This is a genomic window from Micromonospora violae (genome assembly GCF_004217135.1).
GTDB classification, from domain to species: domain Bacteria; phylum Actinomycetota; class Actinomycetes; order Mycobacteriales; family Micromonosporaceae; genus Micromonospora; species Micromonospora violae.
Genome location: NZ_SHKK01000001.1, coordinates 5,059,334 through 5,071,814, shown reverse-complemented (window position 1 = coordinate 5,071,814; position 12,481 = coordinate 5,059,334). Strand labels below are relative to the sequence as shown.

General features: G+C 73.1%; 11 protein-coding genes. 7 read left to right on the top strand and 4 right to left on the bottom strand.

Translation table 11 applies throughout. The features are described from left to right. Nucleotides 1-121 precede the first annotated feature (121 nt). Nucleotides 122-1,000: a DUF5667 domain-containing protein gene (locus tag EV382_RS22650; protein ID WP_425271921.1), complete on the bottom strand. Its 879-nt coding sequence runs from the start codon at nt 998-1,000 to the stop codon at nt 122-124. 280 nt (nt 1,001-1,280) lie between these two features. Continuing rightward, nucleotides 1,281-2,237, bottom strand: coding sequence for an ECF subfamily RNA polymerase sigma factor, BldN family (locus EV382_RS22645; RefSeq protein ID WP_130404937.1), 957 nt, complete (start codon nt 2,235-2,237; stop codon nt 1,281-1,283). Between the two features lie 586 nt (nt 2,238-2,823). Between EV382_RS22645 and EV382_RS22640 the strand changes: the two genes are divergently transcribed. Genes EV382_RS22640 through EV382_RS22630 form a run of 3 tightly spaced genes read left to right on the top strand, consistent with a single transcriptional unit; the run spans nt 2,824 to nt 5,358 of the window. Continuing rightward, nucleotides 2,824-4,431, top strand: coding sequence for an AMP-binding protein (locus EV382_RS22640; protein WP_130404935.1), 1,608 nt, complete (start codon nt 2,824-2,826; stop codon nt 4,429-4,431). After that, entirely contained in the window at nt 4,421-4,675 is a 255-nt protein-coding gene (locus EV382_RS22635; protein WP_130404933.1) for a glutaredoxin family protein, read from the top strand. Before EV382_RS22640 ends, EV382_RS22635 begins: the two co-directional genes overlap by 11 nt. A 20-nt stretch (nt 4,676-4,695) precedes the next feature. Continuing rightward, nucleotides 4,696-5,358: an HAD family hydrolase gene (locus EV382_RS22630; RefSeq protein ID WP_130404931.1), complete on the top strand. Its 663-nt coding sequence runs from the start codon at nt 4,696-4,698 to the stop codon at nt 5,356-5,358. On the opposite strand, the gene EV382_RS22625 is transcribed toward EV382_RS22630, so the two are convergent. Continuing rightward, nucleotides 5,339-5,995 (bottom strand): response regulator, encoded by a 657-nt coding sequence (locus EV382_RS22625; protein WP_130404929.1) that lies wholly within the window; start codon nt 5,993-5,995, stop codon nt 5,339-5,341. The genes EV382_RS22630 and EV382_RS22625 overlap by 20 nt on opposite strands. 117 nt (nt 5,996-6,112) lie before the next feature. Further along, complete coding sequence (locus EV382_RS22620; RefSeq protein ID WP_130404927.1) at nt 6,113-7,417, bottom strand: sensor histidine kinase; 1,305 nt, start codon at nt 7,415-7,417, stop codon at nt 6,113-6,115. A gap of 370 nt (nt 7,418-7,787) precedes the next feature. Between EV382_RS22620 and EV382_RS22615 the strand changes: the two genes are divergently transcribed. From EV382_RS22615 to EV382_RS22600, 4 genes are read left to right on the top strand one after another with little or no spacing between them, the layout of a single operon-like run. Continuing rightward, on the top strand, nt 7,788-8,558 hold the full coding sequence (locus EV382_RS22615; RefSeq protein ID WP_130404925.1) for a redox-sensing transcriptional repressor Rex: 771 nt from the start codon (nt 7,788-7,790) through the stop codon (nt 8,556-8,558). Beyond that, a complete protein-coding gene (locus EV382_RS22610; protein WP_130404923.1) occupies nt 8,555-9,934 on the top strand; it encodes a glutamyl-tRNA reductase in 1,380 nt (459 codons plus the stop codon). The genes EV382_RS22615 and EV382_RS22610 overlap by 4 nt, the downstream gene beginning before the upstream one ends. Continuing rightward, the gene (gene hemC / locus EV382_RS22605) at nt 9,931-10,899 is read left to right on the top strand and encodes a hydroxymethylbilane synthase (protein WP_130404921.1); all 969 of its coding nucleotides are present in this window, start codon (nt 9,931-9,933) and stop codon (nt 10,897-10,899) included. Before EV382_RS22610 ends, hemC begins: the two co-directional genes overlap by 4 nt. Next, on the top strand, nt 10,896-12,476 hold the full coding sequence (locus EV382_RS22600) for a bifunctional uroporphyrinogen-III C-methyltransferase/uroporphyrinogen-III synthase (RefSeq protein WP_130404919.1): 1,581 nt from the start codon (nt 10,896-10,898) through the stop codon (nt 12,474-12,476). The genes hemC and EV382_RS22600 overlap by 4 nt, the downstream gene beginning before the upstream one ends. Nucleotides 12,477-12,481 lie beyond the last annotated feature (5 nt).

Below are 12,481 nucleotides of genomic sequence, written 5' to 3'. Positions count from 1 at the left end.
CCCCTTCTCGCCGATGCCACGGATGCTTCCCCCGCGAGGGTATCCGCCGCAGACGGTCAACCGGCCGGGCACACAGCGAACTGTGGCGCGGCCGGTCGGACGTGCGGTAAAGGGGCGCGGGTCAGCGGGCCCCGGGGCAGGCGCTCGGGTTCGGGCCGAGGGCGTCGCTGGTGCTCGGGGCCGGCAGGCCGCAGGCGATCGCCGCGCGCACCTCGTCCGAGCGCTCCCGGATGGTGTCCAGCAGCAGCAGCGACCGCTGGGTGCGCTCCCGGTCGACCCGGCTGGTCCCGTCGAGCAGGCCACGTACGGCCCGGCGCTGGCTCGACACGAAGGCGTTGAGGGTGTCCAGGCTGCCCGGTTCGGCCCGCTGCACGGCGGCCGAGGCCAGCAGGCGAACTCCCTGCCGGGTGTCGGCGTCCATGTCGTCGAGGACCGCGCTGTAGCCGATCCGGTCACCGCGCAGCTTGGCGGCCTCGCCGACCCTGGTGCGGGCGAAGTCCAAAAAGAGCTGACCCCGGCTGATGTCGGAGCTGGCCAGGGCGAGCTGCGCTCGTTCGGTCGAGCGCTTCATGCCGTACAGGGCGTCACCGGGCACCGCGTTCTCGCTGGCGGCCGAGATCCCGGAGACGGCGATCGCCCCGGCGGCGATGCCGATCAGGATGGCGCCTCGGGCTCGGACCCGCCGGGCGGTACCCACCGGCAGTAGCCGCCCACGGGCGGTGGTGGCGGCCGGTTCGCTGACGGCCGCTGGTGTGGTGCCCAGCCCTTCCCGCTCGGCGGTCGCGAGCAGCATCGCCCGCAGGCCGGTGCGGAACTCCTGATCGACCTCGACAGCCGGGGGGTCGACGCTGAGCCGTTGACCCACTGCGACCAGCGGCGCGAGGTGACCGTCCACCCTGGACCGCACGTGGTGTCGCCGAGCGCCGTTGGCCTCGTCGAGAAGCTGCGCGAAGCGCTCCGCGCGCCGGCGGGAGAAGAGGGTGTTGTCCACCGCAGGCACCTCCTCTCGCTGGTCACGGCCGGTCGGCCGCCGTCGTTGCCAGCGACCGGGCGGCAGTGTGACACCACGGAGGTGAGGTGCCGCCGGCGTACCGGTCGGACCTCGGTGACCCGGGCCTGCCGGGACATCCACCGGTCGCACCCGGAGAAACGCGGCGCACCGGGCACGGGTTACGGGCCGGGCGGAGCCGAAATTACAGAAAGTGATCGGCATCACCGGGCGGGACCGAGCCTGACCTGCGCGGACGTTGATCGACGCCCGTCGGCCCCGCCGTAACAAACTACGGCTGGAAGCCGTCGGGCAGGAGTCGAGCCAGGGCGCGGACGGCGCGGTACTGGAGGGCCTTGATGGCCCCCTCGTTCTTGCCCATCGCGCGGGCCGTCTCGGCCACCGAGAAGCCCTGGAGGAAGCGGAGCACAATGCACTCCTGCTGCTCCGGGTTGAGCTGCTTCACGGCGGTGAGGAGCGCGACGTTGGTGATGTGCTCCACCACCGCCGCCTCCGGGCTGCCCTCCGGGCCCCGGTCCTCCCGGTCGGCGTCGAGCACGTCGCCGGTGGTCACCTCCAGCCGGTAGCGGCCCGACTTGAAGTGGTCCGCCACGAGGTTGCGGGCGATCGTCACCAACCAGGCGCCGAGGTCGCGACCCTGCCAGGTGAAGCTGCCGATCCGCTTGAGCGCGCGCAGGAAGGTGTCCGAGGTGAGGTCCTCGGCGAGTTGCCGGTTGCCGACCCGGAAGTAGACGAACCGGAAGACGGTGTCCACGTACCGGTCGTAGATCAGGCCGAACGCCTCGGACTCGCCGGCCTGGGCCCGTTCGATCAGCGTCCAGACCTCGGTCGCCGGGTCGGACGGGTCCGGGCGGCTCGGGAAGCCGGTCGGGGTGGTGGCGGTGGTGGCCGGCACCGCCGGGATCACCGCTGTCTCACCCGCCGCCGGGTCGGTGGTGACCGCCGGTGTGTCGCTTATCCGACGCCCCTGCACGGGCATGGTGGGTCGGGGCGGTACGGCGACGCGGCCACCGGCCGGCTTCGCGTTTCCACCGGGCACCGCGGGCCGTGGCGGTGGCTCGTTGTGGTGCGGCCGGCTGCGGATCCGTTGCGCCGCGCCGTCACTGCGTACGACGCCGCCGTGCTGCTCGTCCATGGGTGCACGGGCTGCTGGCCGCTCGTTGACGTGGGAGCGGGCCGGTAGACCGGTCAGGCCGACCGGGCGTTCCGCGTAACCAAAGGTGGTCACCGTGGTGCCCCCGTCCCGTTGGATGCCGGGCGGGCCGGTCTTGGTCTCGTCGGGGCGGACCGACCGGATGATCGGCCGGGCAGGACGGTCACGGGGGTTGCCGACGGGCGGCAAGTCCCCTGGAGGTGCTGGTCCAATGCGCTCACAGGCACGGGGGCCTCCTCGGGCTGAGGGGTGTCGACTCACGGCAAATGGGGTGACCCGACCCGAGTGATGATAGGGCCAACGTCACCCGCGCGTGGCAAGTCCGTTACACAAGGCGGAAGTATTTCCCGCTCTGTCGCACCGTTGGCGGACCGGTTGTCCGTCGTGTGCGATTGACTTTCCGTCGACCCGGTGTTCCGGGATGGATGCCCAGGTCGAAGGCGTGTCGCCCGTTCGGCTGGCCCGGTCCGCCGGCCGGTCGGCCGGGCCGGCCGAACTACCCTCGGCCGGCGTCGCGCGTCCCATCGGCAGGACCTGATCGGATCGCCGGTGGCACAGCGGACAGTCCCGTACACGGGACTGTCCGGGCGGCGCCCTCCGGGCCCGGCCCCCGACCGTCGGGCGTGGCCCGTCGCCGTCCGCTGTGCCAGACTCGAGCACCGTGCAGGACGCCTCGGAAAGCCCCGCGCCGAACCTCGCCGACCGGGTCCGCCGGGCGGCCCTCGACCGCGGCGACCAGCCCGCGCTGCACTGGCGTGAGCACACCCTCAGCTGGTCCGAACTGGACGCGGCGGTGGACGCCGCCGCCCGCGGACTCACCGCCGCCGCGCCACCCACCGACCCCGGCGGTACGCCGCCACGCGTCGCCATCGCACTGCCCAACACGCCGGACTTCGTGATCGCCTGGCTCGGTACCCTCCGCGCCGGGTTGGTGGCCGTGCCGGTCAACCCCGGCTTCACCGCCCCGGAGCTACGGCACGTGCTGGCCGACTCCGGCGCGTCGGTGCTCATCGCCACCGACCGCGTTCGGGACCTGGTCGCCGAGGTGGCCACCGAGCTTCCCGCGCTCGTCGCCCGGTTCGGCGCGCCACCCACCGCCGAGGCGCCCGGAGCCGCACCCCGTCCTCGACGAGGCGGCACCGACCTGGCGGTACTGCTCTACACCTCCGGCACCGAGGGGCGGCCCAAGGGTGCGATGCTCTCGCACCACGCGCTGCTCGCCAACAACGAACAGGTCGCCGGGATCGACCCACCGGTGATCGGGCCGACGGACACGGTCCTCCTCGCGTTGCCGCTGTTCCACGCGTACGGGCTCAACTCGGGGCTCGGTGCGGTCGTGCACCACGGGGCAACGGGCGTGCTGCTCGACGAGCCAGGCCCGACGGCGGGGCTGGACGAAATCGCGCGGCACCGGGTCAGCGTGCTGGTCGGCGTACCGTCGATGTTCCTGACCTGGGCCGATGCGGCCACGGCCCGCGCGGCGACCGGGTCGGTGCGGGTGGCGGTCTGTGGCGCGGCGCCGCTCGAACCCGGGGTCGCGGCGCGCTTCACGGAGCGCACCGGCCATCAGGTGCACGTCGGGTACGGCCTCACCGAGACCGCGCCGGTGCTCACCTCCACCCTGGTCGGCGGCGTGGCCAAGCCCGGTTCGATCGGCCGGCCGCTGCCCGGTGTGCGGTTACGCCTGGTCGACGCCGACGGGATGGAGCTGTGGCGCGACGGGCTGGCCGTCCCCGACGACGACCCGGATGAGCTGGACATCTCCGACGTGGCGCCCGGCACCGACCCGGGGCAGATCGTCGTGCACGGCCCCAACCTCTTCACCGGCTACTGGCCCGACGGGCGGGGTGGCCCGGACGCCGACGGGTGGTGGGCCACCGGTGACATCGCCTACGCCGACTCCGACGGCGACCTCTTCCTGGTCGACCGGCTCGGCGAGCTGATCCTGGTCAACGGGTTCAACGTCTATCCGCACGAGGTCGAGCTGGTGCTCGGCGGGCACCCCGGGGTGGTCGAGTCGGCGGTACTGGGTGTGCCGCACCCACGGACCGGCGAGACTGTGCGGGCGTACGTGGTGCCGGCGCCAGGGCGACCGGTGACCAGCGAGGAGTTGCTCGCCCACTGCGCACGGAACCTGGCCCGGTTCAAGTGCCCGACCGCCGTCGAGTTCGTCGACGCCCTGCCGTACTCGGCGATCGGCAAGGTACGCAAGACCCAACTCCGGTCGGCGACGCCGACCGACCGCACGGAGGTAACCGATGTCCACTGACGCCCGGCTCGCCCTGATCACCCGACCCGGTTGCCACCTGTGCGACGACGCCAAGGCGGCGCTCGACCGGGTGGTGGCGGTCACCGGCGACAAGTGGGTCGAGTGGGACGTCACCGACGACGAGGGGTTGGAGCGGGAGTACGGGGACCGACTGCCGGTGGTGATGCTCGACGGCAAGGAGCACGGCTACTGGCGGGTCGAGGAGGACCGACTGCTGCGGGACCTGACCACGCCGCAGCTCTGAGGGGTGCCTATGGTGCTCGGATGACCTCTGCGCCCCCGCACCTCGTCTGGGACTGGAACGGCACCCTGCTCAACGACCTCAGCCTGGTGGTGTCCGCCACCAACGTCGTGTTCGCGAGCCTGGGCGGGCCGACGGTGACCCCGGAGGAGCACCGGGTGCGGTTCCGCAGGCCGATCGCCGAGTACTACGCCGAGGTGCTCGGGCAGGCCGTGGACGCCGACGAGTTCGGTCGACTCGACAAGATCTTCCATGACGCGTACCGCACCGGGTTGACCACCTGTGAGCTGGCCGCCGACGCGCGCGCGGCGATGGCCACCTGGCCGGGCAGCCAGAGCCTGCTGTCCATGTGGTTCCACGAGGAGCTGGTCCCGACCGTGCACAGGTACGGGTTGACCGGCCACTTCGCCCGGGTCGACGGGCTGCGGGCCACGGTCGGCGGGGACCGCAAAGCCGAGTCGCTCAAGCTGCACCTGGCCGAGTTGGGCGTGGACGGGCCCTCGGTGGTGCTGATCGGCGACTCCATCGACGACGCGGACGCGGCGCTCGCGGTGGGCGGCCGGGCCGTGCTCTACACCGGCGGGTTCACCGACCCGACCCGGCTGCGCGCCTCCGGTCACCCGGTGGCCGACACCCTCACCGACGCGGTGGCCCTGGCCCGGGAGGTCAGTTCCGCAGGTAGGTGAGGACGGCCAGCACCCGCCGGTGCTGTTCGGTGTCCGGCGGCAGGGTGAGCTTGGTGAAGATGTTGCGCACGTGCTTCTCCACCGCCCCGTCGCTGACCACCAGGGCGCGCGCGATGGCGGTGTTCGAGCGCCCCTCGGCCATCAGGGCGAGCACCTCACGCTCGCGGGGGGTCAGCTCGCGCAGCGGGTCGTCGCGGCGACGCCGGGCGAAGAGCTGACCGACCACCTCCGGGTCGAGCACCGTGCCTCCGCCGGCCACCCTGCGCAGCGCGTCCAGGAACTCGTCGATCGCGGCAACCCGGTCCTTGAGCAGGTAGCCGATCCCGCCGCCGCCCGCGCCGCCGGTGGTGGCGAGCAGATCATCGGCGTACGAGACCTCGACGTACTGGGAGAGCACCAGGATCGGGGTACGCGGCACCAGCCGGCGTGCCTCCACCGCGGCCCGCAACCCCTCGTCGGTGTGCGACGGCGGCATCCGGACGTCGACGATCGACACGTCGGGCCGGTGTTCGACGACCGCCTCGACCAGGGCGTCGCCGTCCCCGACCGCGGCCACCACCTGGTGTCCGCTCTCGGTCAAAAGCCGGACCAACCCCTCCCGGAGCAGGACGGCGTCGTCGGCGATCACGATGCGCATGGCTGTGTTGTCTACCACGTCCGGCCCGTCGTACCGGCTCGCAGTGGTGCCGGAACCCTCACGGCATTGCCTTCGTTCGCGACTGCGGGGCTCGCAAACCCGGCTCACTCCTCGCGCTCACAGGGGAAGCTCGGCGCGGATCTCGGTGGGGCCGCCGGTCGGGCTGACCACCAGCAGTTCGCCACCGGCGGCCCGGACCCGGTCGGCGATGCCGGCCAGCCCGTGCCCCTTGGCCAGGTGCGCGCCGCCCTGCCCGTCGTCGCCCACCCGCACCTGGAGGTTTGTGCCCTGCCGGGCCACGGCCACCGTGGCCTCGGTGGCCCGGCTGTGCTTGGCGACGTTGGTCAGCGCCTCGGAGACCACGAAGTACGCGGTGCTCTCCACCGCCGGGTCGAGCCGCCCGGCCGGGGTGCCGAGCTGCGGGTCCACCTGGAGCTCGATCGGGATCAGCCCGCGGCCGGCGATCGCGGCCAGGGCGCTGGGCAGGCCCCGGTCGACCAGGATCGGCGGCGCGATGCCCCGGGACAGCGCCCGCAGCTCGGCCAGGGTGTCCCGGGTCTGGGCGACCGCCTCGTCGATGGTGCGGCCGGCCGCCGCCGGGTCCGAGGCGAGCTGCATCCGGGCTCGGCTGAGGTCCATCGCCAGCCGGACCAGGCGCTGCTGGGGGCCGTCGTGGATGTCGCGTTCCAGCCGGCGCAGCGCGGCGGCCTCGGCGGACACGGCGGCCCGCTTCTGCTCCTCCAGCACGGTGATCCGGTCGCGCATCTCGGCCACCCCGGTCAGCATGGCCTTGGCGAAGCTGGCCTGGAGCAGTGCGCAGCCCCGCACCACGATCGGGAGGGTGATCAGGAAGAACACCCCGAGCGCGGTGTACAGGCCGATCCGGGCGGTGGTCGAGTCGCCCAGGCCGAGCAGCTGCGCCAGGTCCTGGTCACCCTCGCCGTCGGCCCGGGGCAGGGCCCAGTCGTAGGCCCAGTAGAGCGAACCGGTGATCGCCGCGGCCCACCAGGCCAGCGTCACCACGAAGGTGCCCAGTGCCGCGATCAGCCGCAGGATGCCGTGCGCCAGGTCGAGCCAGGACTGGGCGTCCCGCATCGGCACGAAGATCCGCCGCCAGGCGTTCGCGCCCGCCTCGGGCAGCCGGTAGTGCGGCCGGATCCGGGGCTGGTGCAGCACCGCGGGTAGCCGCAGCCGCTCGATGTCGGCCAGCCCACGGGCGGCGTACAGGGTGCCGCTGACGATCGGCAGGCCAATCACCGTGACCACCAGACCGATGCCCACCGCGAGGCCCACCATGAGGACGACGAAGCTGGCCAGCGCCAGGGGCAGGCCGAGCAGCACGTACCCGGAGTCGACGAAGAGTTGGCGGGGGATGCTCGGTGCCAGCGTCGGTCGGTCGCTGGTGGCGGCAACGGCGGTCATGCCCAAAGGCTAGGCAGCCGGGCGGGCTGCCCCCATCCCGAAACCCCGCCTCTCCTCCGTAGTGCTGCCCCTACCACCGCCGGAACGACCCGAGCCGGGGTCGGCGCGGGATTGGTCAGAGAAGTCGGGATTGAGCAATAATCGCCCGGGCGGCGCGCGGACCAGGCCGTTTAATCGATCTTGTGGAATGGAGGTGCTGGTGAGGTCGCGTCACGCAGCGGCAAGATCGCGATTTGTGCACGTCTTCACAAGCGCCTACGCTGTGACTCCGACGCGCCCTGCTAGCACAGCCGGCAATCTCGGTCGCCAGCGGGAGTCCACAAACGGCCGACCAGCGGAGTTGGCCGAGGATCGCACCGCACGGAGTCTCATGAGTCAGCACCGTTACCCAGGCGCGCCCGGCCGTGCCGGTGCCGTACCGGCGCTCCCGGACCTGCCCGAGGCGACCGTCGCTCGGCTCCCGGAATACCTACGCGCGCTGCACAACCTCGCCGACACCGGGCATGAGACGGTCTCCAGCGAGGGTCTCTCCGCCGCCGCCGGGGTCAACTCCGCCAAGCTCCGCAAGGACCTCTCCCACCTCGGCTCGTACGGCACCCGGGGCGTCGGCTACGACGTCGCGCTACTGATCGAGCAGATCGAGTATGTGCTCGGGCTCACTCAACGCCGGGCGGTCGCCCTGGTCGGCGTGGGTAATCTCGGTCACGCTCTGGCCGGCTACGACGGCTTCGCCAGCCGCGGCTTCCGGATCGCCGCACTGCTCGACGCCGATCCCTCCCGGGTCGGTGAGGAGATCAACGGCCTGGTGGTCCGGCACGTCGACGACCTGCCGACCGTCGCCGCGGAGGAATCCCTCGCGATCGGCGTGATCGCCACCCCGGCCGCCGCCGCCCAGCAGGTCGCCGACCAACTGGTCGCCGTCGGCGTGACGAGCATCCTCAACTTCGCGCCGTGCGTACTCTCGGTTCCGGAGGGGGTCGACGTGCGCAAGGTCGACCTCGCCATCGAGCTGCAGATTCTGTCCTTCCACGAGCACCGCAAGGCGTCGCTGACCGCGCTGCCCGCCACCGGCGGGTCCGCTCTCACCGCTCTGCCGGGCGGGTTCGCGGCCACCGACACCCAGGAGGCGATCGGCACGTGAAACTGCTCGTCGTCGGCGCGTCCTACCGGACCGCCCCGGTCGCCACGCTGGAGCAGCTGGCCGTGCCCCCCGCCGACCTGACCCGCACCCTGGACCGCCTGATCGCCCAGCCGTACGTGGCCGAGGCGGTGATCGTCTCCACCTGCAACCGGGTGGAGGTCTACGCCGCCGTGTCCGGTTTCCACGGCGGGCTCGGCGACGTCTGCGCCGTGCTGGCCGAGCAGGCCGGCAGCTCGCCGACGGCGCTCGCCAGCCACCTGTACGTGCACTACGACACCGCCGCCGTGGACCACGTCTTCCGGGTCGCCACCGGTCTGGACTCGATGGTGGTCGGCGAGGCCCAGATCCTCGGCCAGCTGCGCGACGCGTACCACTGGGCCACCGGCGCCGACTCGGCCGGCCGGCTGCTGCACGAGCTGATGCAGCAGGCGTTGCGGGTCGGCAAGCGGGCCCACTCCGAGACCGGCATCGACCGGGCCGGCCAGAGCGTCGTCACCGCCGCACTGGAGCTGGCCGCCGGGCACCTCGACGGCGACCTCGCCGGCCGTCCGGCCCTGGTGGTCGGCGCTGGCGCGATGGGGTCGCTCGGAGTGGCCACGCTGTCCCGGCTGGGCGCCGGGCCGCTCACCGTCAGCAACCGGGGTGCCGACCGGGCCGTCCGGCTCGCCGAGTCGTACGGGGCGAGTGCCGCGCCGATGACCGAGCTGGCCGACACCCTGTCCACAGTGGACATCGTAGTGGCCGCCACGGCGTCCACCGAACCGGTCCTCACCCGGGCGGTGGTCACCACGGCGCTGGCCGAACGCGACCCGGCCCGGGGCCCGCTGGTCCTGCTCGACCTGGCCGTCCCGCGCGACGTCGAGGAGGGCGTCGCCGAGCTGCCCGGCGTCGAGGTGATCGACATCGACCGGATGGCGGCGCTGCTCGCCGACGGTCCGGCGGCTGCCGACGCCGCAGCCGTCGAACGCATCGTGCTCGCCGAGGTGGAGGGCTTCCTCACCTGGTTGCGCGGCACCGACGTGGCACCCACCGTGGCCGCGCTGCGGGGCCGGGCCGACGACGTGGTCACCGCCGAGCTGCGCCGACTGGCCCAGCGCCGCCCCGACCTCAGCGACGACCTGCGGGCCGAGGTCGCCCGGACGGTGCACCGGGTGGTGCAGCGGCTGCTGCACCAGCCCACCGTCAAGGTCCGCCAGTTGGCCGCCGAGCCCGGTGGCGACCAGTACGCGGCACTGCTGCGCGAACTGTTCGACCTGGAGGTGCCGCAGACCTCGCCGGTGGACACCGTTCCGGACGTGCTGACCCCCGACCTCGGCCCGGCGCTCCCCGGCACCGACGCCGCCGAGCCCACCCCACCCACCGGAGGTGCGCGATGACCGCCCCCCTGCGCCTCGGCACCCGGGGCAGCGCCCTGGCGATGGCCCAGTCCGGCCAGGTCGCCGAGGCGCTGACCGCCGCCACCGGCCGCCCCGTCGAGCTGGTCGAGGTGGTCACCGCGGGCGACCGCTCCAACGCGCCGGTGCACCGGCTCGGCGTCGGGGTGTTCGTCTCCGCGCTGCGCGACGCGCTGACCGCCGGGACGATCGACTTCGCGGTGCACTCGTACAAGGACCTGCCCACGGCTGCCGCCGGCGGGCTGCACATCGCGGCGGTGCCGGCCCGGCAGGACCCCCGAGACGCTCTGGTGGCCCGCGCCGGCCGGACGCTCGCCGAGCTGTCGCCCGGGGCCACCGTGGGCACCGGTGCGCTGCGCCGGATCGCCCAGTTGCACGCCCTCGGCCTGCAACTGGAGGTCACCCCGATCCGCGGCAACGTCGACACCCGCCTGGCGCGGGTGCTCGGCCCCGAGGCCGACCTCGACGCGGTCGTCCTGGCCCGAGCCGGTCTGGCCCGACTCGGCCGGCTCGACGTGATCACCGAATCGCTGGACCCGATGCTGATGCTGCCCGCGCCCGCTCAGGGTGCGCTGGCCGTGGAGTGCCGGGTCGACGACCAGAACCTGGTCGAGCTGCTCGCGGTGCTCGACCACGCACCGTCGCGTGCCGCGGTCACCGCGGAACGCGCGTTTCTGGCAACCCTGGAGGCCGGGTGCAGCGCACCCGTCGCCGCCTATGCCGAGCTCGCCGAAGGCGAGAGCGGCGATGAGATCTACCTGCGCGGGGCGGTGATCAGCCCGGACGGCACTCGTGACCTCCGGCTGTCCCGCACCGGAACGCCCGCCGACGCGGCGGAGATCGGTAAGGCACTCGCCGCCGAACTCCTCGACCTCGGCGCCGACTCGATCCTCGGCCACGAAGGACACACCGGCCCGGGGACCCAGCAATTTGGGAGCACAGAATGACCCGCACCCGTAAGCCCGTCGGCCGTATCGCGTTCGTCGGGGCTGGCCCCGGTGACCCGGGCCTGCTGACCCGTCGGGCCCACGACGCCCTGGTCGACGCCGACCAGGTGATCTACGACCGGGGAGTCCCGGAGTCGTTGCTCGCCGTCGTGCGCGCCGAGGCCTCCGACGATGCCGAGTTCACCCCGGCCGAGGGCGCGCCGGGGGACGTGGCGAAGGTGCTGATCTCCGCGGCCCGCTCTGGGCTGAACGCGGTGCACCTGGTCGCCGGCGACCCGTTCGGGCACGACTCGGTGGTCAAGGAGGTGCAGGCGGTGGCCCGCACCGCCGCCCACTTCGAGGTGGTGCCCGGCGTCGGTCAGGCCGAGGGTGTGGCCACCTACGCGGGGGTCCCGCTGCCGGGTGTGCGTACCGCCGCTGACGTCGAGGACGTCAGCGCACTGGACTTCGAGGCACTGGCCACGGCCGTCGGCCGGGGTTCGCTCGCGCTCGCCGTGGACGCCGGTGACCTCGCCGCCGTCCGGGACGGGCTGCTCGCCGCCGGGGTCGACGGCACCACCGGCGTCGGGGTGACCGGCGACGGCACCGGCGAGACCCAGTACACGACCACCTCGACGGTGGACAGCTTCGTGGCCGCCGCGCTCGGCTTCACCGGTCGGGTGGTGCTCACCGTCGGCGCCGGGGTGGGGCAGCGCGACAAGCTGAGCTGGTGGGAGAACCGCCCGCTGTACGGCTGGAAGGTGCTCGTACCCCGGACCAAGGAGCAGGCCGGCGCGATGAGCGCCCGGCTGCGCGCGTACGGGGCGATCCCGTGCGAGGTGCCGACCATCGCGGTCGAGCCGCCGCGTACCCCGGCGCAGATGGAGCGGGCGGTCAAGGGCCTGGTCGACGGCCGGTACGCCTGGGTGATCTTCACGTCGGTCAACGCGGTCCGCGCGGTCTGGGAGAAGTTCGCCGAGCACGGCCTCGACGCCCGGCACTTCGGCGGCGTCAAGATCGCCTGCATCGGCGAGGCCACGGCGGACGCGGTCCGCGCGTTCGGCATCCAGCCGGAGCTGATCCCTGCCGGGGAGCAGTCCTCCGAGGGTCTGCTGGCCGAGTTCTCGCCGCACGACGAGATCCTCGACCCGGTGGGCCGGGTGCTGCTGCCGCGCGCCGACATCGCCACCGAGACGCTCGCCGCCGGGCTCACCGAGCGCGGCTGGGAGGTCGACGACGTGACCGCGTACCGGACGGTGCGGGCCGCTCCGCCGCCCGCCGAGATCCGCGACGCGATCAAGTCGGGTGGCTTCGACGCGGTGCTCTTCACCTCGTCCTCCACCGTGCGCAACCTGGTCGGTATCGCCGGGAAGCCGCACGCCCGGACGGTTGTTGCCGTCATTGGGCCCAAGACGGCGGAGACCGCGACGGAGTTCGGCCTGCGGGTCGACGTCCAGCCGCCGCACGCCTCGGTGCCCGACCTGGTGGAGGCGCTCGCCGCCTACGCCGTCGAGCTGCGCGAGAAGCTGGCCGCCATGCCGGCCAAGCAGCGCCGTGGCTCGAAGGTGCAGGGCCCCACCGCCCTGCGCTTCCGGTAGTCGTT

What these genes read in the sequence shown, in the direction of transcription:
- EV382_RS22625 (WP_130404929.1), bottom strand. Translation starts at nt 5,995, where the DNA reads ATGCGCATCGTGATCGCCGACGACGCCGTCCTGCTCCGGGAGGGGTTG.
- EV382_RS22620 (WP_130404927.1), bottom strand. Translation starts at nt 7,417, where the DNA reads ATGACCGCCGTTGCCGCCACCAGCGACCGACCGACGCTGGCACCGAGC.
- hemC (WP_130404921.1), top strand. Translation starts at nt 9,931, where the DNA reads ATGACCGCCCCCCTGCGCCTCGGCACCCGGGGCAGCGCCCTGGCGATG.
- EV382_RS22615 (WP_130404925.1), top strand. Translation starts at nt 7,788, where the DNA reads ATGAGTCAGCACCGTTACCCAGGCGCGCCCGGCCGTGCCGGTGCCGTA.
- EV382_RS22600 (WP_130404919.1), top strand. Translation starts at nt 10,896, where the DNA reads ATGACCCGCACCCGTAAGCCCGTCGGCCGTATCGCGTTCGTCGGGGCT.
- EV382_RS22630 (WP_130404931.1), top strand. Translation starts at nt 4,696, where the DNA reads ATGACCTCTGCGCCCCCGCACCTCGTCTGGGACTGGAACGGCACCCTG.
- EV382_RS22635 (WP_130404933.1), top strand. Translation starts at nt 4,421, where the DNA reads ATGTCCACTGACGCCCGGCTCGCCCTGATCACCCGACCCGGTTGCCAC.